This window comes from Flavobacterium sp. P21, assembly GCF_050632225.1.
Taxonomy (GTDB): Bacteria; Bacteroidota; Bacteroidia; order Flavobacteriales; family Flavobacteriaceae; genus Flavobacterium.
Map to the genome: position 1 here is coordinate 2,322,092 of NZ_CP192585.1, position 23,224 is coordinate 2,345,315.

The 23,224-nt window shown below is 34.0% G+C and carries 19 protein-coding genes and 4 pseudogenes; 16 read left to right on the plus strand and 7 right to left on the minus strand.

Features of this window, described 5'->3' with window-relative positions; all coding sequences use genetic code 11:
• The first annotated feature begins 66 nt into the window (after nucleotides 1–66).
• The 11 genes and pseudogenes from ACQ9BO_RS11480 (at nucleotide 67) to ACQ9BO_RS11530 (ending at nucleotide 14,457) form a co-directional block, all read left to right on the plus strand.
• Nucleotides 67–2,862: a triple tyrosine motif-containing protein gene (locus ACQ9BO_RS11480; RefSeq protein ID WP_431244809.1), complete on the plus strand. Its 2,796-nt coding sequence runs from the start codon at nucleotides 67–69 to the stop codon at nucleotides 2,860–2,862.
• Between the two features lie 241 nt (nucleotides 2,863–3,103).
• Nucleotides 3,104–6,163, plus strand: a pseudogene (locus ACQ9BO_RS11485) (SusC/RagA family TonB-linked outer membrane protein).
• Nucleotides 6,164–6,174: 11 nt separating this feature from the next.
• Nucleotides 6,175–7,675: pseudogene (locus ACQ9BO_RS11490) on the plus strand (RagB/SusD family nutrient uptake outer membrane protein).
• A 133-nt stretch (nucleotides 7,676–7,808) separates the two neighbouring features.
• Nucleotides 7,809–9,302: a PKD domain-containing protein gene (locus ACQ9BO_RS11495; protein WP_431244810.1), complete on the plus strand. Its 1,494-nt coding sequence runs from the start codon at nucleotides 7,809–7,811 to the stop codon at nucleotides 9,300–9,302.
• 11 nt (nucleotides 9,303–9,313) lie between these two features.
• Nucleotides 9,314–9,967, plus strand: coding sequence for a hypothetical protein (locus ACQ9BO_RS11500; protein ID WP_431244811.1), 654 nt, complete (start codon nucleotides 9,314–9,316; stop codon nucleotides 9,965–9,967).
• A gap of 4 nt (nucleotides 9,968–9,971) precedes the next feature.
• On the plus strand, nucleotides 9,972–10,985 hold the full coding sequence (locus tag ACQ9BO_RS11505; RefSeq protein WP_431244812.1) for a glycoside hydrolase family 16 protein: 1,014 nt from the start codon (nucleotides 9,972–9,974) through the stop codon (nucleotides 10,983–10,985).
• 81 nt (nucleotides 10,986–11,066) lie between these two features.
• On the plus strand, nucleotides 11,067–11,429 hold the full coding sequence (locus tag ACQ9BO_RS11510) for a glycoside hydrolase family 16 protein (protein ID WP_431244813.1): 363 nt from the start codon (nucleotides 11,067–11,069) through the stop codon (nucleotides 11,427–11,429).
• Nucleotides 11,387–11,824, plus strand: a complete 438-nt coding sequence (locus tag ACQ9BO_RS11515; protein ID WP_431244814.1) for a glycoside hydrolase family 16 protein — start codon at nucleotides 11,387–11,389, stop codon at nucleotides 11,822–11,824. Before ACQ9BO_RS11510 ends, ACQ9BO_RS11515 begins: the two co-directional genes overlap by 43 nt.
• Before the next feature lie 294 nt (nucleotides 11,825–12,118).
• The gene (locus tag ACQ9BO_RS11520) at nucleotides 12,119–12,703 is read left to right on the plus strand and encodes an RNA polymerase sigma factor (protein ID WP_132990132.1); all 585 of its coding nucleotides are present in this window, start codon (nucleotides 12,119–12,121) and stop codon (nucleotides 12,701–12,703) included.
• 708 nt (nucleotides 12,704–13,411) lie between these two features.
• Nucleotides 13,412–13,588, plus strand: coding sequence for a hypothetical protein (locus ACQ9BO_RS11525; protein WP_431244815.1), 177 nt, complete (start codon nucleotides 13,412–13,414; stop codon nucleotides 13,586–13,588).
• On the plus strand, nucleotides 13,585–14,457 hold the full coding sequence (locus ACQ9BO_RS11530) for a tetratricopeptide repeat protein (protein ID WP_431244816.1): 873 nt from the start codon (nucleotides 13,585–13,587) through the stop codon (nucleotides 14,455–14,457). Before ACQ9BO_RS11525 ends, ACQ9BO_RS11530 begins: the two co-directional genes overlap by 4 nt.
• A 63-nt stretch (nucleotides 14,458–14,520) precedes the next feature.
• Here the strand turns inward: ACQ9BO_RS11530 and ACQ9BO_RS11535 are convergent, their stop codons facing one another.
• A complete protein-coding gene (locus ACQ9BO_RS11535) occupies nucleotides 14,521–15,168 on the minus strand; it encodes an endonuclease III domain-containing protein (RefSeq protein WP_431244817.1) in 648 nt (215 codons plus the stop codon).
• 276 nt (nucleotides 15,169–15,444) lie between these two features.
• Here ACQ9BO_RS11535 and bcp point away from each other — a divergent pair.
• Nucleotides 15,445–15,896, plus strand: a pseudogene (bcp, locus tag ACQ9BO_RS11540) (thioredoxin-dependent thiol peroxidase).
• A 204-nt stretch (nucleotides 15,897–16,100) separates the two neighbouring features.
• On the opposite strand, the pseudogene ACQ9BO_RS11545 reads toward bcp, so the two are convergent.
• Nucleotides 16,101–17,559, minus strand: a pseudogene (locus ACQ9BO_RS11545) (TonB-dependent receptor).
• 90 nt (nucleotides 17,560–17,649) lie between these two features.
• Here ACQ9BO_RS11545 and ACQ9BO_RS11550 point away from each other — a divergent pair.
• The 4 genes from ACQ9BO_RS11550 to ACQ9BO_RS11565 are packed head-to-tail and all read left to right on the plus strand — an operon-like array spanning nucleotide 17,650 to nucleotide 19,411.
• Entirely contained in the window at nucleotides 17,650–18,414 is a 765-nt protein-coding gene (locus ACQ9BO_RS11550; RefSeq protein WP_431244818.1) for an MBL fold metallo-hydrolase, read from the plus strand.
• A gap of 12 nt (nucleotides 18,415–18,426) precedes the next feature.
• On the plus strand, nucleotides 18,427–18,930 hold the full coding sequence (locus ACQ9BO_RS11555; protein ID WP_320566827.1) for a hypothetical protein: 504 nt from the start codon (nucleotides 18,427–18,429) through the stop codon (nucleotides 18,928–18,930).
• A 47-nt stretch (nucleotides 18,931–18,977) separates the two neighbouring features.
• Nucleotides 18,978–19,199: a hypothetical protein gene (locus tag ACQ9BO_RS11560; RefSeq protein ID WP_431244819.1), complete on the plus strand. Its 222-nt coding sequence runs from the start codon at nucleotides 18,978–18,980 to the stop codon at nucleotides 19,197–19,199.
• Nucleotides 19,145–19,411 carry a hypothetical protein gene (locus tag ACQ9BO_RS11565; RefSeq protein WP_431244820.1) on the plus strand — a complete coding sequence of 89 codons (267 nt, stop codon included), beginning with the start codon at nucleotides 19,145–19,147 and terminating at the stop codon, nucleotides 19,409–19,411. The genes ACQ9BO_RS11560 and ACQ9BO_RS11565 overlap by 55 nt, the downstream gene beginning before the upstream one ends.
• A gap of 110 nt (nucleotides 19,412–19,521) precedes the next feature.
• Here the strand turns inward: ACQ9BO_RS11565 and ACQ9BO_RS11570 are convergent, their stop codons facing one another.
• The 5 genes from ACQ9BO_RS11570 to ACQ9BO_RS11590 all read right to left on the minus strand — a co-directional run bounded on the left by ACQ9BO_RS11570 (nucleotide 19,522) and on the right by ACQ9BO_RS11590 (nucleotide 23,113).
• A complete protein-coding gene (locus ACQ9BO_RS11570; protein WP_431244821.1) occupies nucleotides 19,522–20,088 on the minus strand; it encodes a cysteine hydrolase family protein in 567 nt (188 codons plus the stop codon).
• A 157-nt stretch (nucleotides 20,089–20,245) separates the two neighbouring features.
• Complete coding sequence (locus tag ACQ9BO_RS11575; protein WP_431244822.1) at nucleotides 20,246–20,785, minus strand: DUF2199 domain-containing protein; 540 nt, start codon at nucleotides 20,783–20,785, stop codon at nucleotides 20,246–20,248.
• A gap of 14 nt (nucleotides 20,786–20,799) precedes the next feature.
• Nucleotides 20,800–21,444 (minus strand): alpha/beta hydrolase, encoded by a 645-nt coding sequence (locus ACQ9BO_RS11580; RefSeq protein WP_431244823.1) that lies wholly within the window; start codon nucleotides 21,442–21,444, stop codon nucleotides 20,800–20,802.
• Nucleotides 21,445–21,531: 87 nt separating this feature from the next.
• Nucleotides 21,532–21,858 (minus strand): hypothetical protein, encoded by a 327-nt coding sequence (locus ACQ9BO_RS11585; RefSeq protein WP_431244824.1) that lies wholly within the window; start codon nucleotides 21,856–21,858, stop codon nucleotides 21,532–21,534.
• A gap of 4 nt (nucleotides 21,859–21,862) precedes the next feature.
• Complete coding sequence (locus ACQ9BO_RS11590; protein WP_431244825.1) at nucleotides 21,863–23,113, minus strand: dihydroorotase; 1,251 nt, start codon at nucleotides 23,111–23,113, stop codon at nucleotides 21,863–21,865.
• Nucleotides 23,114–23,224 lie beyond the last annotated feature (111 nt).

Sequence of the window (23,224 nt, forward strand, 5' to 3'; positions counted from 1 at the left end):
TGTTATATCAATATAAAATAAGCTATTTTAGAACTGTTTTTATAATAAATTAATACTTTACTGGAATTGAAAACAAAACTTTCTGCCCTTTTTCTTTTAATGAGTTTGTTCTTGTTTGCGCAAGAGTTTCCGCCAATTGTAAAATATTCGGCTTCAGTTTATGGCGCTGGAAATCAAAGTTGGATGATTTCGCAAGATGATGAGAACTATTTGTATTTTGCGAATAATGATGGACTGCTAGAGTATAATGGCACAAATTGGCAGTTGTATCCTGCGCCAAACGAAACGATTCTACGTTCTGTAAAGGTCATAGGAAATAAGATTTACACAGGAACATACATGAATTTTGGCTATTGGACGAGAAAATCGGATGGGAAGCTAAGATATACTTCGTTAAGTGACAAGATAAAAGGAAAGATTCTCGACGATGAGCAATTTTGGAACATATTAAAGTACGATCAATGGATTTTGTTTCAGTCATTAAACCGAATTTATATTTATAATACAAAAACGGGGCAATTCAAAATAATCGCTCCCAAAAATGGTGTTGTAAAATCGTTTGCACCAAAAAACGCAATTTATTTTCAGACTTTAAAAGAAGGTCTTTTTGAAATTGAAAGTGGTAAAGCCAAATTGGTTTCAGATAATCCAATTCTTAAAAAATTCACGATTGCCAATATTTTTACAACCGATGAAGGATTGTTGCTTCAAACTCAACTTGACGGAATGTATAAACTCGTTGGAAATACCTTAACGCCTTTTGTTACTGATGTTGATTCAGAATTAAAATCGAGTTTTGTTTATAGTAGCCAGCGTCTTCAAGATGGAAGTTTTGCTTTGGGAACGGTTTCGAATGGAATTTTTGTTTTATCAGATAAAGGAAAATTAAAATATCATCTTTCGCAAAGCAAAGGTTTGAGCAACAATACGGCTTTGTCGCTTTTTGAAGATAAAGATCAAAATTTATGGGCCGGACTTGACAACGGAATCAATTGTATCAATATGCAATCGCCCGTTCATAGTTTCACAGACGATTCGGGCGTTTTGGGAACCGTTTACGCATCGGCGGTTTATAAGGGAATTTTATATATCGGAACAAATCAGGGGCTTTTTTGCAGACCGCTTCAAAGCAATAGTGATTTTAAATTCATAAATGGAACAAAAGGGCAGGTTTGGTCGCTTTTTGTTTATGAAGATACGCTGTTTTGCGGGCATGATTCGGGAACTTTTGTAGTAACAAATGATACGGCCAGAAGTATTTTTTCGGCTTCAGGAACTTGGAAATTTGAACCTTCTCCAAATAATAAAAATATACTGCTTCAAGGAAATTATTACGGAATTTCGGTTTTAGAGAAAATCAATAATCAATGGGTATTTCGAAATAAAATTCAAGGATTCGATTATTCTTCGCGCTATTTTGAAATTGCAAATCGTTCAGAAATTTATGTAAGCCACGAATATAAAGGGATTTTTAGATTAAAAGTTGATAATTCACTGCAAAAAACAGATGGATTTTACACTTATAAATCGCCTAAAAATGGTACGCGAGCAAGTTTGACCAAATTCAATAATGCGATTTATTATGCTTACAAAGGCGGAATTTTCAAGTTGAATTCTAAAACAAAACAATTTGAAAAAGATGCTCTTTTGAGTTCAATTTTTGAAAAAGACGAATATACTTCGGGGAAATTGATAACAGATAAATCGAATAAAATTTGGCTTTTCTCTAAAAATTATATCCATTATTTCTCGGCGAGTAAACTCAGCAATCAGCTGAAACAAAATGTAATTCCAATTCCGGCTTCTCTGACCAATTCAATGCTTGGATATGAAAACATTACTCAAATTTCTAAATCGACTTATTTAATTGGTACAACAGACGGTTATTATACCTTAAATATTGACGATTTGGTTTTTAAAAATTACAAAGTTAATATTACAGATATCGCCATAAATAAGCAAAATGAAGTTTTGAAAGATGTTGCAATTGGAGAAGAAGGAAGTTTTCACTCAAACGACAACAATATCACTTTAAATTATACGGTTCCGGAGTACAATAAATACATCAATACTGAATATCAATACTTATTAGAAGGTTTTCAGAATGAATGGAGCGAGTGGAGTACAAAAGCGACGGTAAATTTCAAAAATCTTTCACCAGGAAAATACACATTTAAAGTTAGAGCAAAATACGCCAATACCATTCTTGAAAATACCGCCGTTTACACTTTCGTAATTTCAAAACCTTGGTATTTGACAAATTTGGCTGTTTTTATATATTTTCTGTTGATGCTTGCAATGGCTTATTTTATCAATAAAGCGTACCGAAATTATTACCAAAAACAAAAAGAAAAACTAATAGAAGAAAATAATCTTTTGCTTGAAATCAAAGAATTGGAAAACGAACAGCAATTGATGAAACTCAGAAACGAACAGCTTTCTCAAGATGTCGATATGAAAAGCAGAGAATTGGCAGTTTCAACGATGAGTTTGAACAGCAAAAATGAATTGCTTGCTTTTATTAAAGAAGATTTGCAGAAAACTGGCGAAGGCAAAAATATCAAATCGGTGATTAGTACAATTAATAAAAATATCACCGAAGAAGATTCCTGGAATGTTTTCAAAGAAGCTTTTGATAATGCAGATAAGGATTTTTTAAAACGCATCAAGCAATTGCATCCATTATTAACACCAAATGATCTTCGTTTGTGTGCGTATCTTCGTTTAAATCTTTCTTCAAAAGAGATTGCACCACTGTTCAATATTTCTGTCCGAAGTGTTGAAATTAAAAGATACCGTTTGCGCAAAAAAATGGATTTACAGCACGAAAACGGTTTAGTTGAATATATTTTGTCTGTATAGTAAAGTAAAAATCGACTCAAAAAAACTATACATTACCACAACATTATGGTTTTGTTGGGTTTTTGTAAAGCAAATGTTAAAGAAATTAACATTCGTAAATATTAGCTTTTTTGAGTTGTATTTTACGATATCTTAAAATTACTAACAGTTTTTTTATGATGTATGTTTTTTGTTGAGGTTAAATTTATCGGATTCCTAATCGGAACGAATAAATTTATCTTTCAATAAAAACTAACTAATTATGAAATCGAAATTGTTACTAATTGTACTATCGTTGTGCACATCATTTGCCTTTGCGCAATCAATTGATGTAAGCGGAACGGTAGTAGATGGGTCAGGATTATCATTGCCTGGCGTAAATGTAAAAGTTAAAAGTTCGTCGCAAAGTACAACCACAGACTTTGACGGATCTTTTAAGTTAACCGGAGTTCCAAAAGGATCTTCAATTGTCTTTAGTTATATAGGTTACAGAACGCAGGAAGTTGCAGTTTCTGGAACTAAGATGAACGTAAAGATGGCCGATGACACAAAATCACTCGAAGAAGTTGTGGTTATTGGTTACGGTACTCAGAAAAAAGAGAAATTACCGGAGCAGTATCTGTAGTTGACAGTAAAACACTGGACATCTTGAAACCAGCAAGAATTGAACAAGCCTTGCAAGGAACGGTTTCAGGTGTGAATGTAACTATGCAGTCTGGTGCGCCGGGAGCAGGATTGGATATTCGTATTCGTGGTATTGCTACAAATGGTCAGAACTCACCAACTGCCATTATTGATGGTTATGTGGGAGATTTTAGTTTGTTGAATCCAAATGACATTGAAACGATTACCGTTTTAAAAGATGCACAAGCGGCAATCTACGGAACAATTGGTGCAAACGGAATTATTTTGGTGACAACCAAAATGGGTAAAAGAATTCTAAAACAAAAGTTTCCTTCAACAGCTACGCAGGATTTCAGGAAACTTCTAGAAAACTTCCAACGCTAAACGCTACAGAATATGCACTTTTATTAAATGAAAGTTATGCAAATGGAGGAAAACCAATTCCTTATCCTAATGTAAGCGGATTAGGAACAGGTACAAACTGGCAAGATGAAGTTTTTCAGATGGCACCTATTATTAATAATGATTTGACTATTTCTGGAGGTTCAGAAAATATTACATACTCTGTCAGTGGATCACATTTGGATCAAGAAGGTATTGTTGGAGGCGACAAATCAGGTTATTTAAGAAATACGGCAAGACTTGGTTTAAGCGCTGATCTTAGCAGTAAGATTAAAATGAGAACCAATGTGATTTATACCTATTTCACTAGAAAAACATTAAATGAAAATGGTCTTGGATCTGTATTGTTTAATGCATTGAACGTTCCAGCAACATTAAGTCCTTATAATGCAGATGGCAGTTTTGCTCTTGTGCCAAATACAACAGGATTAGGAAATGAAATTATCAATCCGCTGGCGCAAATCGAAAATTCTTATAATAAATATAATTATAAAAAACTGAACGGAAACTTTGCTTTGGATTATAAAATTTTCAAAGGATTTACTTTGTCAAGTGCAATTGGTTTTAATACTTCAAACAGTGAAGGAAAAGATTTTGCAAAACAAATTAGTTACGGTGGAAAAGTTTTTGATGTTCAAAGAAGTTCAGTAACGCAAAGAGCTGTAAATGATAATAATTATTCATTTGACCTTTTTGGAACTTATACAACAAAAATTGCCGATGCACATAATATTACAGGAACTGTAGGTACAACAATCTTTAAAGAATGGGGTAACGGACTTACAGCAACGGGTTATGATGTTCCAAATAATTCTTGGCAGTTTGCCGATATTTCTTTGACAAAAGGAATTTCAGAAACATTGACAAACAGTTCTTATAATTATGATCAAAGAAGATTGTCTTATTATGCAAGACTTCAATATGACTATAAAGAGAAATATTTGCTTTCTGGAATGGCGCGTCGTGATGCCTCGACTAAATTTGGGCCAGGAAACAAGATTGGGCATTTCTATTCTGTTACAGGTGGATGGATCATTTCGAAAGAAGAATTTTTGGAGAATCTAAGTTTATCAATTTCTTAAAGCTGAGAGGTAGTTACGGAACGTTAGGAAACGACCAAATTCCGAATTATGGTTATTTAGGACTTTTAAATGGAGAAGCTACGTATGTTTTTGATGGTACAATCGTAAACGGAAGTGCAACAGGACAGGTTCCGAATCCAAATTTAAAATGGGAAGAAGCACAAAAATTCGATGTTGGTTTGGATCTGAAAATCTTAAATGATAAAGTTTACATTGTAGCTGATTATTTCAATGATGTTAGAAAAGATCTATTAGTGCCAAATATCCCAGTTTCTGGAATTAACGGAACAGGAGCTCCAGGCGCAAGCGCTCCAACTTTAAATGCGGGATCAGTTAAAAATTCAGGTTTTGAATTCGCAATTGACTACAAAGATAAATTCTCAGATTCTTTCAATTTTAGTGTAGGATATAATGTTACTCTTCTGAAAAATGTTGTGCAAGAAGTAAATAACGGTACAGGATTTATTGAAGGAGGCGCTTTTGGTGTTGGTCAGCCTGCACCTTCACGCATGGAAGTAGGGAAACCAATGGGATATTTCTACGGATATAAAACAGATGGAGTTTTCCAGAATCAAGCAGAAATCGATGCTCATCCATCACAAATTGCTTTAGGAGCAAATGCAGTTCCTGGTGATCTTCGTTTTGTTGATGTAAATGGCGATGGCAAAATCGATACAAATGACAAAACAAATATTGGCGATCCAATTGCCGATGCTACAATGGGTTTCAATATACAGATGAATTACAAAAATGTAGATTTTGCAATGTACACTTTTGCATCTGTAGGAAATGACATGGTTCGTAATTACGAAAGAACACTTTCAGACGCTAATCGTTTGAATTATGTTTTAGACAGATGGACAGGCGAGGGATCAACAAATTCAACGCCTAGAGTAACAACGGGAGCAACAGCAAACAATGTGTTCTCTGATTATTTTGTTGAAGATGCTTCGTATTTCAGAATCCAAAATATTCAATTAGGATATTCTCTAAGTCCAAATGTGGCTCAAAAAGCAGGGCTTACAAAATTAAGACTTTATGTTGGGGTAAATAATTTATACACATTTACAAAGTATAAAGGTTTTGATCCGGGCGCTTCATTTGGCCCAGGTAATCGTGATAATGTTTCTCAGTCTCCTATTGGTGCTGGAATCGATTATGGTTTCTATCCAATTCCGAGAACCTATTTAATGGGACTTAACCTTAATTTTTAATTTCAATTAAAATGAAAAAATATTTATATACAACCGTTATAACGCTTACTCTATTTTCGACTTTATGTATTTCTTGTTCGGATGAGTTTGTTGATCCTACACCAGAATATTCAATTGATTCTGAAAACTATTTTAATTCAAAAGAAGATTATGATCAGGCATTAGTTGCCGCATATGATTTATTGCAAGCTTCATATGCAAATGTCATATTAGGAGAAATTGCCTCAGACAATACACTTTGTGGAGGAGAAAGCCCGACGGACGTTATTGGCTGGCAACAAATAGATGACATGATTCATACTCCGGTAAACAGCAATTTAAGAGATATCTGGAACTGGATGTTTGCAGGTGTTCAAAGAGCAAATTATATTCTTGAATTTAAAGATAAGACTGATTTTCCAGGAAAAACACAAGTTATAGCCGAAGCACGTTTTTTAAGAGCATACTACCAGTTTGAGTTAGTGAAATGGTTTGGTGGAATACCAATGAAAGGCGATGCGAGGTTTAAAATTGGAGATGAAAAAACAATCCCGCGTTCAAGTAAGGAAGAAGTTTACGCTTCAATAGAAGCTGATTTAACTTTGCGTACTGCTAATTTATCTCCAATTGCTTCTCAAAAAGGGCGTATTACAAAAGGTGCTCGCTTTGGCACTTCTTGGGAAAGCTTATTTGTATGAAGGGAAATTTGCTCAGGCGGCAACAGCTTTAGATGGCGTAATTACTTCAGGAAAATATTCTTTAGTATCAGATTACAATTCAATTTTTGAAGAAGCTGGAGAAAATAATGCGGAATCTGTTTTTGAAGTGCAATATACGGATATTGAAGGTGCTGGATTTGGATGTCTGCAATGTAGTGAAGGTAACGTAGCCGTTGGATTTAGCGGTGTCAGAAATTATTCTGGACCGCTTTTCTCTTCTGGATTCAGTTTTAATGTTCCAACAAAAGAAGGTGCAGATGCTTTTGAAGCTGGTGACAAACGTAAAGATGTTGCGATTTTAGACATTGCCGCTTTTGCTGCCGCAAATGCTAATTATGACGGAGGAAAAGGTGTGAGCTACGGAAAAGGAAATGAGGATACAGGATATTTCAACAGAAAATACCTTCCAAGAAAAAGAAGCGCAACTGCAGCGGGAGATTTGAATTTGACAAATCCAAACAACTACAGAGCGATTCGTTACGCAGACGTTTTATTGATGGCGACCGAAGCGTATAGTCGTGCAGGAAACAATGATGCGAAAGCAAGAGATTATTTAAATCAAGTAAGAAGACGTGCTTTTGGAGATAACAATCACGATATCACAGCTTCAGGACAGGCTTTGACCGATTTTATTTATGCTGAAAGAAGAGTGGAACTTTTTGGTGAAGGACATCGTTTCTTTGATTTGGTAAGAACTGGAAAAGCTGTTGGGAAAATTCCTGGTTTTACAGCTAATAAAAACGAATTATTTCCGCTTCCAATTGAAGAAATTCAATTTGCTAATGGAAACTGGCAACAAAATCCTGGATACTAAAAAATACAATTATGAAAAAAATATATCTAATATTAAATCTTTTCGTTTTGACAATGCTGATTGCTTGTGCAAACGATGATGCTCTTGATGTTGATTTAGACAGCGGCTGCGAGCACCAACGAATGTGTCGGCATTGACAACAGTGACACAAGACAATACAGGAAAAGTAACTTTTATCCCGACTGGAGAAGGTGCAACGCAGTATAAAATCAGTTTTGGTGACGGAACTCCAGAATCAACTTATATTCCTTCTGGCGGAACTGTAACGCATACTTATAAAGAAGGAACATATAAATCGAAAATTACGGCAATGAATGTGAACGGAAAAACAACCGAAGTTGCACATGATGTTGTTGTATCATTCAGAGCTCCAGAAAATTTAGTAGTTGAAATCACAAATGATTTATCAGTATCTAAAAAAGTAACCGTAAAAGCTACTGCAGATTTTGCTTTGTTTTATGATGTTTATTTTGGAGAAGCTGGAAAACCAGACCCAGTTTCGGCAAACAATGGTGAATCTGTTTCTTATACATATAAGGAAGCTGGAGTTTACACCGTTCGTGTAGTTTCAAAAAGTGCGGCGATTAAAACAACAGAGTATACTGCTCAAGTTACAGCAAAACTGGTTGTAGCGCCTTCAGCATCGGCACCAACGCCTCCAAATAGACAACCGGCAGATGTAATTTCAATTTATGGTTCTAAATATACTAATGTTGCAGGAACAAATTATTTCCCAGATTGGGGTCAGGCAGGACAAGGAAGTAGCTGGGCAGAGTTTGATTTGAACGGAGACAAAATGCTGAATTATATCAAATTAAGCTACCAAGGAATTGCATTGGCAGACAATGTAACGATAGATGTTTCTAAAATGGAATATCTGCACATGGATGTGTGGACAGCCGATGCACAAAAGATTGAAACTTCATTGATTCAAACTGGACCTTCAGAAAAACCTGTTACAAAAGATCTTACTGCAAATCAATGGACAAGTATTGATATTCCAATTTCGGCATGGACAAGCCAAGGATTAACAGTAGATAAAATTTTCCAATTGAAATTTGTTGGAACGCCTTGGGCTGGAGGAACAGTATTTATTGACAATATTTATTTCTATAAAGCGCCTGCAGAATCAATTGCATTGCCTATTGATTTTGAATCTACAAACTTGACTTATAATTGGGGCGGTTTCGGAAATGTTATTGCTTCAATGACAACAAATCCTGACAAAACAGGAGCAAACGTATCTGATAAAGTAGTTAAATTGGAGAAAAAATCTGGTGCAGAAACTTGGGCTGGAGCTAGTTTAAATCTTGATGCTTCACCAGATTTCTCAAAAGGAACTAAAGTAAAAGTAGCCGTTTGGTCGCCAAAAGTTGGAGCTGATATTTTATACAAAATGGAGCTTTCGACATCTCCAAAAGATGGAAATGGAAATCCAAGCGTAAATTTTGAAGTGCATGCATCAACAACAGTAGCAAATGCGTGGCAAATTTTGACTTTTGATCTTACAAGCGCCGCAAGTTTCGATTCTAGCATCAAATATGACAGAGTAATTTTATTTCCAGATTTTGGACAAACAGGAACAGGAGCGACATATTACTTTGATGACATTAAACAATCCAATTAAAACGAGAAATCATGAACAAAAAAATAATTTTAAAAATAGTATCCTTATTTGCGATTGTCTTGATGATGGGATGTCAAAATGATGATTTCACTTTTGGATCAATTGATTCACCAACAAATCTTAAAGTTACGGCTGAGATTATTGGTAAAACTACCGCGACTCCAAACGGAGACGGTTCTGGAACAGTAAAATTTACAGCTAAAGCTGATGGCGCAATATCATACAAATATGTATATAGTGATGGAACATCTGATAATGCGCCAAACGGAGTAATTACAAAGCGTTTTACAAAAACAGGAGTAAATACTTATACAGTTACTGTAATTGCTTCTGGAAAAGGTGGAGTAAGCACGACAACAACAACAGATGTTACCGTTAGAAGTGATTTTAGTGATGCCGAGGCAGTACAATTCTTGACTGGCGGTACTTCTAAAAAATGGTATTGGTCGGCTTCAGAAGCTGGGCATCTAGGAGTTGGTCAAAATGACGGCGATGCAACTAAAAACTATTATGGAAACTATTATCAGGCTGGAGCTTGGGAAAAAGCAGGTTCACCAACAAGCGGCTGTTTATATGAAAACGAATTGACATTCTCTTTAGAAGGTGGTCAGCTTAAATTCCAATTAAACAACGGAGGAGCAACTTTCTTTAACGCAAGCATTTGAAAGCGTGGGAGGAGGAAACTCAGGATCTGATGCTTGTTTGGCTTATGATACTTCAGGAAAGAAAACAGTTTCGTTGAGTCCTTCAGAATCTTTTGTAATGAAAAATCCAAATCATGCAACGCAAACAAGAGGGACAATGATGAATTTCTCTGATGGCGGATTTATGGGTTACTATATCGGTCAAAGTTCATACGAGATTTTATCTATTACGGCAAACAGAATGGTTGTTAGAGCTGTTATGGGCGGAAATGCATCATTGGCTTGGTACCATATTTTTACAACAACAAAACCAACACAAAACCCAACGACACCTGATAAAGATTATACAAATTTAGTTTGGTCTGATGAATTTAATACAGATGGAGCGCCAGATGCTTCAAAATGGGTTTATGATTTAGGACGCGGCGACAACGGTTGGGGAAATAATGAAAAACAGAATTACACAAATTCTTCAACAAACGTAATCGTTCAAGGAGGTAATTTGAAAATTACAGCTAAAAAAGAAGCTTCTGGCGGAGCTGATTATTCTTCAGCCAGATTAAAATCTGAAGGGAAATATAAATTTACCTATGGAAAAGTTGAGGTTCGTGCGAAACTTCCAATAGGTGGAGGAACTTGGCCTGCTATCTGGATGCTTGGAGCAAATTATGCAACAAATGCATGGCCTGCATGTGGAGAATTAGATATTATGGAACATGTTGGAAACAGTCAGAATGTAATCCATGGAACGCTTCATTATCCTGGACACTCTGGCGGAACTGCTAATACTGGTTCAAAAACTATTGCAAATGTTTCGACAGAATTTCATATTTACAAAACAATTTGGAGTCCTGAAGCTGTAAAAATATATGTAGATGATGAGTTAATTCATTCGGTTCCTAATGATGCGAGTTTGCCTTTCAACAAAGACTTTTTCTTAATTTTGAATGTTGCTATGGGAGGTAATTTTGGCGGTAATATTGATGCGGCTTTCACGCAGTCTTCTATGGAGATTGATTACGTTAGAGTGTATCAATAGAGTATAAATTAATTAGTAAGAATGAAATGAGAAGGTCAGTTTAGGTTGACCTTCTCAATTTTTATAATTTTAAATGAAAGTATGAAAAAGGTAATTATGTTGCTGTTGATCAGCAGTGCATGTTTTGCGCAGGAAGTAAAAAGAAAACTCGTTTGGGAAGAAAACTTCAATAAAAAAGAATTGAATGAAAAAGATTGGAATTTTGAAATAGGCGATGGCTGTCCTAATCTTTGTGGTTTTGGAAACAATGAAAGACAGGTTTATACCAAAACAAATCATGAATTTAAAGATGGAAATCTAGTTATAGAAGCTAGAAAAGAAGGCGCTAAATACACTTCGACTAAAATTACGACTAAAGGAAAAAAGAATTTAAATATGGCCGAATTGAAGCAAGAGCAAAATTGCCAGTTGGTCAAGGAATCTGGCCGGCGTTCTGGATGCTAGGCGCCAATATTGATGAAATCCACTGGCCAAAAGCAGGTGAAATTGATATTCTGGAATACATTGGTCGCGATCCAGGAATGGTTTATACTACTTTGCATACACAAGACAGTCACGGAAATACAATAAATACTAAAAGAACCCCATATCCTAATATTGAAGAAGGTTATCACATCTTTGCAATCGAATGGACAAAAGATAAAATGGACTTTTTTGTAGATAAAACATTAGTCTATACATTTAATCCTCCGGTAAAAAATGAAGACACTTGGCCTTTTGACAAACCTTTCTATATCATTGTCAATTTAGCTGTTGGAGGAAATTTTGGCGGGCCAGAGGTAGATGATAAAATCTTTCCGCAAAAGTACTATGTCGATTACGTACGCGTTTATCAATAGTTTTTTATTTCAAAAAAGGCATAAATTACTTTGTAACTGCTTAATTGTAAGTAATTTATGTCTTTTTGCAAATATAGCTGATTTGCTGATTTAGCGGTCTTTTCCAGTAAAAATTAACTTATGTGTCTATTTTTTAAGTTTTTATTGTTAATTATTCTGTGTTTTATTTGCTTTTTAAAATAATTATTTGTTAAATTTGGTCACTTAATTAACATAACTAAAAAAGAGAAGCCTATACAATAAAATTACTTTTTAGAAAATTACTCCAAATTAAAAACCTAAAAAAGTAGTATTATGGCTCATCTGCACATTCCAGACGCTCTGTTAGTGAAAAATTATATCGATGGCAATGAAGTTGCGCTGTCGACATTAATCAAAAGGCACGAATCGAAGATTTATGGTTTCATATATTCTAAGATTGCTGATAGAGATATATCAAATGATATTTTTCAAGACACATTTATTAAAGTAATCAAAACCTTAAAAAGTAATTCATATAATGAAGAAGGTAAATTTTTGCCTTGGGTAATGCGTATATCTCACAATTTAATTGTGGATCACTTTCGCAAAACCAAAAAAATGCCAATGTACAGAGAAACAGAAGAATTCTCAATCTTCTCTGTAATGTCTGATGATTCCCTGACAATTGAAGGCAAAATGATCCTTGATCAAGTAGAAATCGACTTAAAAAGATTAATCGAAGAGCTTCCAGACGATCAAAAAGAAGTATTGGTAATGCGTATGTATCAAGACATGAGTTTCAAGGAAATCTCAGAGTTGACAGACGTTAGCATCAATACAGCACTAGGTAGAATGCGTTATGCATTAATGAATTTGAGAAAAATAATAGATAAACATCAAATTATTTTGACCAACTAATACTAATTTGAGTATTAACCCGTTATACTATGTATAAACATTTTCATAGTATGGCAAAAATTTACTCTAAAAAAGCATTAGCTTCTAAAAATTTAAAACCTAAAAAAGAAGTCGTTTCTTTTTACTCAGTTATTCACAAGCATTGACTGTTGTGAAAATCGAAAATAAAAACTTTGATATAATAGCAAATTAAGCAATTAGCAACAAAGCTAAAAGTTTATCGCTAATAGAAAAGCCAAATGGTCGTTTTGGTTTAAAGCTCACTTCTGTATGTAAAATACTGACAGTGAGTTTTTTTTGTGCGTATTTAAATAAATTGAGAATTTGAGCGAATCACCTCTTTAAAAAAAGTTAAATTTTGAATAAAAAAATAATAATATTTTATTGCGTATTCAGTTTTTAATTCTATTTTAGATAAAAAAATATAATGTTTGCAGAAAACAATAGTAAATAATGTTATTTATAATGTAAATACTGTTAAAATGTGATTTTTTTTAAAGTGATAAAATGAAAATGTCTAATTCTCAAAAATATTTAATATGATAAAAAACTACTCTCGCTAATTATTCAGTTTGATAATTTTTGAATCCCTGCAGAAGGATATCAAAAGTGCAATTTTGTCCAATTTTTGGAAACCAACGAAATTGTTTGAGAAAAGAACCCAATCTATTTAACTATCAAACTTGATCTACAATGAAAATGAAATTTATGATTTTATCAATATTATTGATAAATGTTGGGGCATATGCCCAAAAAGCACAAATTAAAGATGCGCAGTCTCTTTTTGATAAAGGTAATTCACAAGAAGCCCTAACAATTTTAAACAAGACCGAATATCTTATCATAAACGCGCCGGATGAGGATAAATCTGATTTTTATTTTTGAAAGGAAATGTATATAAGGATTTAGCCAGTAAAAATATTGATGCGACAAACAACTTCAGTCTTGCATCACAAGCTTATCAAGATGTGTTTTTGTTTGAAAATGAATCTGGAAAGTTCAAATTTACCGTAAAAGCGAGTGCCGCTTTAAAAGACATGAAGTCGAACTTGGTAAATGGTGCTATGGCCGATTTCAAAGCGGGAAAATTTAAAGAAAGTGCAGAGAAAAGCTATAAAGTATATTTGTTTGATAAAAAAGACACGCTGAATTTATACAATGCGGCTTCGTCGTCTATAAACGCTAAAGATTATAATTCGGCTATTAAATATTACGAAGAACTAAAGAAAAAGAATTATTCGGGAAGTGGCGTGCTTTATTATGCTACAAATAAAAAGACAAAAGAAGAAGATGCTTTCCTTTCTCCAAAAGCAAGACAATCAGCAATTGATCAAGGCCTTTATGAGAAACCAAGAACAGAATCTGTTCCTTCAAAAAGAATTGATGTAAACAATAATTTAGCATATTCTTATATGGAAAATAAAGATTATGCTAAAGCTGAAGCAATATATAATTATGTTTTAGAAATGAACCCTAATTATATTGATGCTTATATAAACCTTGCATACTTAAAATTGCAACAAAAAAAGGCAATAGCTGATGAAATTGCAAACTTAGGAACAACTCCGAAAGAGATGCGGCAATACGACAAGCTAAATGCAAAAAAAGATGATATTGCCAGAAGTGCAATTCCATATCTTAAAAAAGCGCTTACAATAGAGCCTAAAAATCCAGATGTAACAAAAACACTTTTAGGAGTTTACAGGTCTCTTGATATGACAAATGAATACAATGCTTTGAAAGCGGGAATGTAGTTTTTTAAGGTACAAAGGTTCAAAGAAACAAAGGTGCAAAGGTTTAGAATCTTTGCGCCTTTTTTATTTTGTCATTTCTTCGATTATAGATTTTTTTCCTATAGTCCTTGTGATGATGTCTTTTTCTAAACTCCAGCCACGTGCGGGTGAGTATTCGCGTCCGTACCAGATAATCTGAAGATGTAAGTCATTCCATAACTCTCTCGGGAATAATCGTTTAGCATCTTTTTCAGTTTGTGTAACATTTTTTCCGTTCGAAAGATTCCATCTGTACATTAATCTGTGAATGTGTGTGTCAACTGGAAAAGCTGGAACGCCGAAAGCCTGTGACATTACAACACTTGCAGTTTTGTGGCCAACAGCCGGCAAGGCTTCAAGCGCTTCAAAACTTTGAGGCACTTCGCCATTGTGTTTTTCAATCAAAATTTCAGATAAACCATGAATTCCTTTCGATTTCATTGGAGACAATCCGCAAGGTCGAATAATTTCTTTAATCTCTTCGATAGACATTTTAACCATATCATACGGATTATCAGCTTTTGCAAATAACAAAGGCGTAATTTGATTCACGCGAACATCTGTACATTGTGCCGAAAGCAAAACAGCAATTAATAAAGTATAAGGATCTTTATGGTCTAGCGGGACAGGTATAGTAGGGTAGAGTTCTTTTAAGGTGTCGATAACAAATTGTACGCGAGCTTCTTTATTCATTTCCGTATTTTTAATCCCGTAAAAATAGCATAATTTTTATGATGTGCCTAATCCAGCTTTCCGTTTCAACTCCTCATTATGGCAACAACATTTTTAAGTATTTAAAAGAGCTTCTCCCGAAGCCTCGGGAGTCGCTTTTTAAATACAAAAAATGTAAATTGCCATAATTCCGGGGTTTTCACTTCAATCTGGGGCATGAAAAAAGTCATGAATTATAAGTTATGAGTTATCTTTGTTAATCTGAAATCAACAATCTAAAATCTAAAATAAAAAGATATGACAACATTAAAAGCGGGCGATAAAGCGCCAAACTTTTCAGGAATTGATCAAGAAGGAAAAGCACATAAATTGGCAGATTACGCCGGAAAAAATTAGTAGTTTTCTTTTATCCAAAAGCAAGTACGCCAGGATGTACAGCTGAAGCTTGTGATCTAAGAGATAATTTTCATCGTTTTCAGGCTAATAATTACGAACTTCTTGGCGTAAGTGCCGATAGCCAAAAAGCACAAACAAAATTCAAAGAAAAATATGAATTACCATTTCCTTTATTAGCTGATGAAGATAAATCGGTTATCAATGCTTTTGGAGTTTGGGGACCAAAGAAATTCATGGGAAGAGAATACGACGGAATCCACAGAACCACTTTTGTAATCAACGAAAACGGAATTATCGATGAGGTAATCGAAAAAGTAAAAACAAAAGAACATGCAGAGCAGATTTTGAAATAGTTTTCAGTCTCAGTTTTCAGTCTCAGTTGCCAGTTGTCACCCTGAGCGAAGTCGAAGGGCGCTCCAATTGGAACCTGGGCTTCGACTTCGCTCAGCCTGACAAACTGAGACTAAGACTGAGACTAAGACTGAGACTGTGACTAAGACTGTGACTGAAAACTGCGACTGAATACTAAAAAAAGTCCCAACTAAGGGACTTTTTTATTAAGAATTTTGTTCTAATTCTTTCTGCGGATGATATCCAAAAAGATGATGTTCTTTTATAATCTCGGCAACTCCAGAAGGAAGCATTGGTTCCCATCCTGATTGTCCTTGGCCAATCATTTTTAATACTTGACGAGAGAATACATTTAATATGTTTGGGTTGTAATCTTTAATATCAACCACTTTTCCGTTGAATTTAAAGAATTTGTACAATTCTTTCATTCGAGGATGAACTTTTAAGTTATCTGAAGTAATAATTTCGCCATTATCACCTAACATTGGGTATAAGAACACTTTCATGTCTCGGTAGAATAATTTTCCGAAGGCTTCTAAGATTCCGCCACTTAGATGACGGTAGTATTTCTCATCAAAAATATCAACAAGGTTGTTTACACCCATTGCTAATCCCATTCGGGCTTTAGTATAATTAGAGAAATATTCTACTACTTTATAATATTCTTGGAAATTCGAAATCATTACAGTCTGACCAAGTGAGCAAAGCAATTCGGCTCTGTCCATGAAATCGCGTTCGTCAATTTCACCATCAGAACGTAAGTTTGAAAGTGTAATTTCAAAAACGGTTAAAGTATTGTCCTTGTCAACTTTATTTTCGCTGAGAAACATTTTTAATGATTTCTCATACATGTCAAGATTTACATTCGTTACTGGACGGAAACTTCCTCTAAAAGCAAGAAGGTTTTTCTTGTATAAAACAGCGACTGGCAATACGTTTTTTCCTTCTGGATTAAACATTACGGCATCTGTCATTCCGTTTTTAACCAATTGCAAACTCATTAATCGGTTGTCAACATCTGCAAAACGAGGTCCAGAGAAGTTGATTGTATCAATTTCCAGCTGATCTTTGTCTAAGTGGTCGTATAAATAACGTAATAAACGTTTTGGGTCATTGTATTTGTAAAATGCACCGTAAATCAAGTTTACACCTAAAACTCCTAGAGTTTCCTGCTGTAATCGGGCGTCAGTTTCTTTAAAACGAATGTGAAGTATGATTTCGTTGTAAGCTTCGTCAGGTTCGATTTGGTATCTAATTCCTACCCATCCGTGACCTTTAAATTGTTTGGCAAAATCTATAGTTGCTACTGTATTAGCGTAGCTGAAAAAAGTTTGTTTGGGTGTTTTTCTCGGCTTAAACGTTCTTCGATCAATTCACCTTCAAACGTCAGCATTTTTTTAGTCGATTTTCTGTCACATAGCGTCCGTCAGATTCAATTCCGTAAACGGCATCACTAAAATCTTTGTCATAGGCAGACATCGCTTTTGCAATTGTTCCCGATGAACCTCCGGATCTGAAAAAATGTCTAACTGTCTCTTGTCCAGCGCCAATTTCGGCAAATGTTCCGTAAATATTCTCGTTTAAGTTGATGCGTAACGCTTTGTCTTTTATAGAAGGAATCTGTTCGATGACCTTGTCACCTTTGAGTTTTATTTCTGTACCCATTTTATTTTAAATAGATTTGTTACAAAGTTAGTAAATTAGGCTTCTAATGAAAGAGAAATAATCCTATTTTTGTAAAAAAATTAAGTTCAATTGAAGGTCTATTTTTTAGGTACTGGTACTTCTCAAGGTATCCCGATTATTGGGGTTGATCATCCCGTTTGCAAAAGCACTGATGCTAAGGATAAAAGGCTCCGAGTATCCATCTGGATTTCGTGGGATGAACATTCTTATGTTATAGATTGTGGCCCCGATTTTAGACAACAAATGCTTTCTTGCGGATGTCGTAAACTGGACGCTATTTTATTCACTCATGAGCATGCAGATCATACTGCTGGATTGGATGATATTCGTCCGTTTAATTTCAGACAAGGCGAAATTCCTGTTTATGCACATCAGCGTGTAATTGATAATTTAAGACATCGTTTTGACTATGTTTTCGAAACAGTAAATAAATATCCTGGAGCTCCAAGTGTCAAGACAATTGAAGTAGAAAACAATAAGCCTTTTGCTGTTGGTGATAAATTAGCAATTCCAATTAATGTCATGCATGGAGATTTGCAGGTTTTTGGCTATCGCATAGACGATTTTGCTTATTTGACTGATGTCAAAACTATTGCCGATGTTGAAATTGAAAAACTTAAAAACCTAAAAGTTTTGGTTGTGAACGCATTGCGCATTGAACCTCATGATACACATTTCAATTTACAGGAAGCCCTTGATTTTATTAATCTTGTCAAGCCTGAAAAAGCTTATTTAACTCATATCAGTCATGTGTTGGGCTTTCATGAAGAAGTTCAAAAAACACTTCCAGAAAATGTTTTTCTGGCTTATGATAATTTAGAAATTACAATTTAATTATACCACAAAATGAAAAAATCCTTAATGCTTTATCTTTTTCTCCTTGCAATATTAATGAACGTTTTTACTTATACGTTTTACAGCGGTGAAGTGAAATTTGAGAAGGAGAGATATGATAAAACAACTAAGAAACTAAGAGACAGCATTAACTTAGTTACAGAAAAACTAGCTGAAGCCGATTATTTCTCATTAGAGCACAACGAAAATGCTCAAAATTATTTTGATAACAGTGCTTCTGGCGGAAAAGTAATTTTATACGAAAAATTGATTCCTGTTGTAAAAGAGAAATTGTTGGATTTAAATGCAGGTCCAAAAGGAAATCCATACACAGGGCAAGATATGATTGATGGAAAGAAATTTATCATCAATAAAATTAAAATTTTAAACCACAGATGGATTATTGCCGATTATAGCAATGGTGAATTATGGGGAGAAGTCTTGTTAAAATATTTTGTAGATAACGATGATAATATTACATTTGAAGTAAATCAAAGTTGGTTATATCAAAAATAGGATTTTTTAATCCTATTTTTTTGTCCAATTTGTAAAACTATAGGATTATGAAAAAGATTATTTTAGTTGTATTTATTGCGGTTGCCTCATTTTCTTGTGCTAAAAAAGTTTCACCAGAAAAGACAGATTCGCAAGAAATAAAAGAACTGAAAAAAGAAGGCGCCGTTGGAGCTGATTCAGATGAACATGGTTGCAAAGCTTCAGCTGGCTATACTTGGTCGGTTTTGAGAAAAAATGTATTCGAGTTTTTGAAAATAGCACAAGATTAAATCATGCTGATGATGGAAAAACGTATTCTACTGTTTCCTATGTAATTTTTGACGGAAATAAAGCCGAACTTTTCTTAGACACTCAAAAAGAATCCATCATTTTAGAAAGAAAATCCGAAGGTGATTCTTGGATTAATGGAGATTGGCAATTAATTCCGTGGAAAGGATATGTTTTGAAAAAAGGGGAGAAGATTCTTTATACAGGACAATAAAAAATTTTAGTATTCAGTCTCAGTCGCAGTTTTCAGTCTTGATTTTCGAAAAACTTTGACAAAGTTCTAACTGAAAACTGAAAACTGTGACTGTGACTGCGACTGAAAACTTAAACTATTTCTTTAATAAAATCAGAAGTTACAACCTGAGCAAATTCTTCATTTAAGCTCGCTAAAGCAGTTTGGTGAATTATTTCTGCAGAAAAGGCTTCGCCATTTATTCCTTTTTTATTGAAAGTCGCTGTCGCATCAGAAACTAAATATACCTTATATCCAAAATTTCCAGCCATTCGGGTTGTTGTAGAAACGCAATGATCTGTTGTCAATCCAACAATTACAAGATTTGTGATTTTAGCATCATCTAAAAGCTCTTGTAAATTTGTTCCAATAAAAGCGCTGTTGACATTCTTTTTAATGATTGTTTCGCTTTCCAATGGTTTTACAACATCTTGAAATTCATTTCCAGGATTTGTTTCATTCAAAATTGAATTCGGATTTGATGAACAATGTTGTATGTGAAAAATAGGCAGTTTTTCTGATCTCCAAATTTCTAGAAGTTCGCCAGCTTTTTCTTCTGCATTGACATTATTTCGGTCTCCGCCCCAATACGCAACATCATGAAAACCTTTTTGAATATCAATTAAAATTAATGCTGGATTATCAAGTTTTGTGCTCATTTGTAAAATAGTGTAATAAGTTTGAATTGAAAATGGAACGAAATTAATTTATATTATTTAAGCTTATCTTGTGGAATTCCAATTTCACCAACGATTTTGTTTGTTACTTTATTTAAGGTATATGTTTTGACTTCTCGTTTTTAATTTTTTAATAGGTTTAAGAATTATTATTCATCATGTTATGAATTCTTCTTTCAGCTTCTTCTTTTGAAATTCCATTATAATAATCTCGAACAAATTGATGATCAAAATCATCATGAGGAATTATTTCAGGCCTGTCGTTTCCTCTTTTTGTAATTACAGTAGTTGGAATACTTTCTGAATTGTCATAATCGACTAAATAATTTGACAACCATCCAAAATATTTAGTTTCATGATTCTCATTTTCAAAATTATTATAATAATCATCGTAACTTTTTTCACTAAGTGAAACCCAAAAGCCATATTGTAACGACTCAGGATGATTATTTACTTTTTGATTTAATACTACCCTTATAAACCTGTCGGTTTGATCTTCATATTCAATTGTGCAAAAATCGCTACTTAGATTTCCAATAGTTTCTTTTTCATTATCGCTTAAATTATGAAATGGAGTAGGACTTATAAATGTTAATGCAGGCCAATCTTCATGGACTTCTCCACATTGTGAACATTTAAATCCTGATTTAGAAGCTTTATTGTTTTTTCTCCAAAACATAATCTTTATCTATTTTACTGATTCAGCCAATTCCTAAAATCAAAGAAATTCTGTGGTGCAACACCGTGTCCAACAGGATATTCTTTATAGGTAAGCGGAATATTTAGTTTTTCTAAAGCGGCTGGAGTTTTTCTCGCCCATTCAATCGGAATAACTTGATCTACAGTTCCGTGTGAAGCGAATATTTTTAAGTTTTTGAAGTTGTTATTTTCAAATCCTTCTTTTATAATTTCTTCGTTGAAATAACCACTCATTGCAACTACTCGCTGAATTTTTTCTGGATAAGAAAGGGCAGTAGCATAACTTAAAATTGAGCCTTGACTAAAACCAATCAAAGTAACATTGTTGGCATCAATTGGATAATTTGCCACTAATTCATCAATAAAACCTGCAATTAGATCTCTTGAAGTTCTAGCTTGTACATTATCCGTAAATTTGTTTTGATCTGCGTCAAAGTTGATGGCGTACCAAGCATAAGCTCCGTATTGTAGATCGTAAGGCGCTCTGGCAGAAATGATGTAATAATTATCTGGAAGCTCTGAAGCGAAAGAAAATAAATCGGCTTCGTTGCTTCCGTATCCGTGCAATAAAAGCAATAACGGATTTTTATCTAAAATTACTTTTGGTTCTCTTATTTTATATTCTAAAGATAGATTCATTTTTGGGAGTTATGAGTTTTGAGTTATAAGTTATGAGTTTGTTTCATAGCTCAAACTTTGAAAAGTTGTTGTAATTTGAAATTTTTTCTAACCGATAGATTTAAACCATTTTTGAAATAAATTTCCAACCAAAGGAATTGGTCTCATTTGTCCTTGAATAGCATTAAAAATACCGAAAGTCCATAGTATGGAAATAAATATCCACATTGGGAAAGTGATAAAAAAACTATCAAAATTACTAACAATGGTACCTAAAGAAATAAAGGTTAAAGACAAGCCTAAAGCTTGGCGGATATGAAAAGAAGCAAAACTGTTTTTGTTTTCAGAATTCATGCTCATGGCGATCAAAACACCAATAATTAGAATATAGCTAGTAATAGCAATTGATTTTCCTTCTTCGACTGTATTGTTCATTTTATTATTTTGTAACTAATTGATTTTGATTGTAAATTCCGTAAACAGAACCTTTGATTTCAGTTCCTAAAAAAGCTGAATTTTTAGATTTTGAAAGAATGTTTTCTTTCATGAAAGTTGATTTTCCTTCGGTTGTAAACAAAGTCAGATTTGCTTTTGCGCCTTCTTCAATTGAATTATTTTCTAAACCAAAAATAGCTCTTGCTGAAGTTAATTTCGCAACAATAGTTTCGGCCGGTAAAACAGTCAGCAAAGCTCCAAAAGCACTTTCTAAACCGATAGTTCCATTTTTGGCCATATCAAATTCCATTTTTTTGAATTCAATATCAATAGGGTTGTGGTCAGAGGTAATCATATCGATTGTCCCATCTGCAATTCCGTTTAATAAAGCTTGTCTGTCAACTTCTGTTCTTAGTGGAGGAGTCACTTTAAAACGAGTGTCAAATCCGTCTAGTTTTTCATCGGTTAAAACCAAATGATGTACTGATGCGCTACAAGTTACATTTAAACCTTTTGCTTTAGCTTCTCTAATTAATTGAACTGATTTTGCGGTAGAAATGGTTGGAATATGAAGTTTTCCACCTGTATATTCCAATAAAAATAAGTTTCTTGAAATTTGCAGTTCTTCCGCTAAATTCGGAATTCCTTTTAAACCTAATCTTGTCGAAACAATTCCTTCGTTTGCAACGCCATTTCCTTTAATATTTGGATCTTGCGAGTAGGCAATTACCAATCCGTCAAAATCTTGTACATATTGCAAAGCAATTTTCAGAATGTTAGCGTTGTCGATGCTTTTATTGTAATCTCCAAAAGCAATTGCTCCTGAATTTTTCATGTCAAAAAGTTCTGCCATATCTTTTCCTTCACTGGCTTTAGTCAAAGCGCCAATTGGGAAAATTTCTGTAGCAAAACCATTTGCTTTATTTTTTACAAAATTTACCTGAGATTGATTGTCAATAATAGGCAGTGAATTTGGTTGTAATGCAATTGCTGTAAAACCGCTTTTTGCCGCAACATTCAATCCGTTTGCGATAGTTTCTCTGTCTTCGTAACCTGGTTCTCCAAGTGAAACACTGCTGTCAAACCATCCTTGAGAAACATGAAGATTGTCAAATCGAACGATTTCTGCATCATCGTTTGGTAGAGAGACACCTATTTTTTCTATAACACCATCTGCAATTAAAAGATCAACGGTCTGATTATGAAACGGACTTTTTGAGTCGATAATTTTGGCGCTTTTGATGATTAGTTTCATATTTTGGATATTTATTTTATTAAAACATTAAATGTTTTTATTTACTACCATTAAGAAATTAAGTTAATAAAGAGGAGTACTTAATTTTCTAGACATTAAAAAAAGCAAGGT

What these genes read in the sequence shown, in the direction of transcription:
- ACQ9BO_RS11500 (WP_431244811.1), top strand. Translation starts at nt 9,314, where the DNA reads ATGAACAAAAAAATAATTTTAAAAATAGTATCCTTATTTGCGATTGTC.
- ACQ9BO_RS11510 (WP_431244813.1), top strand. Translation starts at nt 11,067, where the DNA reads ATGAAAAAGGTAATTATGTTGCTGTTGATCAGCAGTGCATGTTTTGCG.
- ACQ9BO_RS11520 (WP_132990132.1), top strand. Translation starts at nt 12,119, where the DNA reads ATGGCTCATCTGCACATTCCAGACGCTCTGTTAGTGAAAAATTATATC.
- ACQ9BO_RS11525 (WP_431244815.1), top strand. Translation starts at nt 13,412, where the DNA reads ATGATTTTATCAATATTATTGATAAATGTTGGGGCATATGCCCAAAAA.
- ACQ9BO_RS11535 (WP_431244817.1), bottom strand. Translation starts at nt 15,168, where the DNA reads ATGAATAAAGAAGCTCGCGTACAATTTGTTATCGACACCTTAAAAGAA.
- ACQ9BO_RS11555 (WP_320566827.1), top strand. Translation starts at nt 18,427, where the DNA reads ATGAAAAAATCCTTAATGCTTTATCTTTTTCTCCTTGCAATATTAATG.
- ACQ9BO_RS11560 (WP_431244819.1), top strand. Translation starts at nt 18,978, where the DNA reads ATGAAAAAGATTATTTTAGTTGTATTTATTGCGGTTGCCTCATTTTCT.
- ACQ9BO_RS11570 (WP_431244821.1), bottom strand. Translation starts at nt 20,088, where the DNA reads ATGAGCACAAAACTTGATAATCCAGCATTAATTTTAATTGATATTCAA.
- ACQ9BO_RS11575 (WP_431244822.1), bottom strand. Translation starts at nt 20,785, where the DNA reads ATGTTTTGGAGAAAAAACAATAAAGCTTCTAAATCAGGATTTAAATGT.
- ACQ9BO_RS11580 (WP_431244823.1), bottom strand. Translation starts at nt 21,444, where the DNA reads ATGAATCTATCTTTAGAATATAAAATAAGAGAACCAAAAGTAATTTTA.
- ACQ9BO_RS11585 (WP_431244824.1), bottom strand. Translation starts at nt 21,858, where the DNA reads ATGAACAATACAGTCGAAGAAGGAAAATCAATTGCTATTACTAGCTAT.
- ACQ9BO_RS11590 (WP_431244825.1), bottom strand. Translation starts at nt 23,113, where the DNA reads ATGAAACTAATCATCAAAAGCGCCAAAATTATCGACTCAAAAAGTCCG.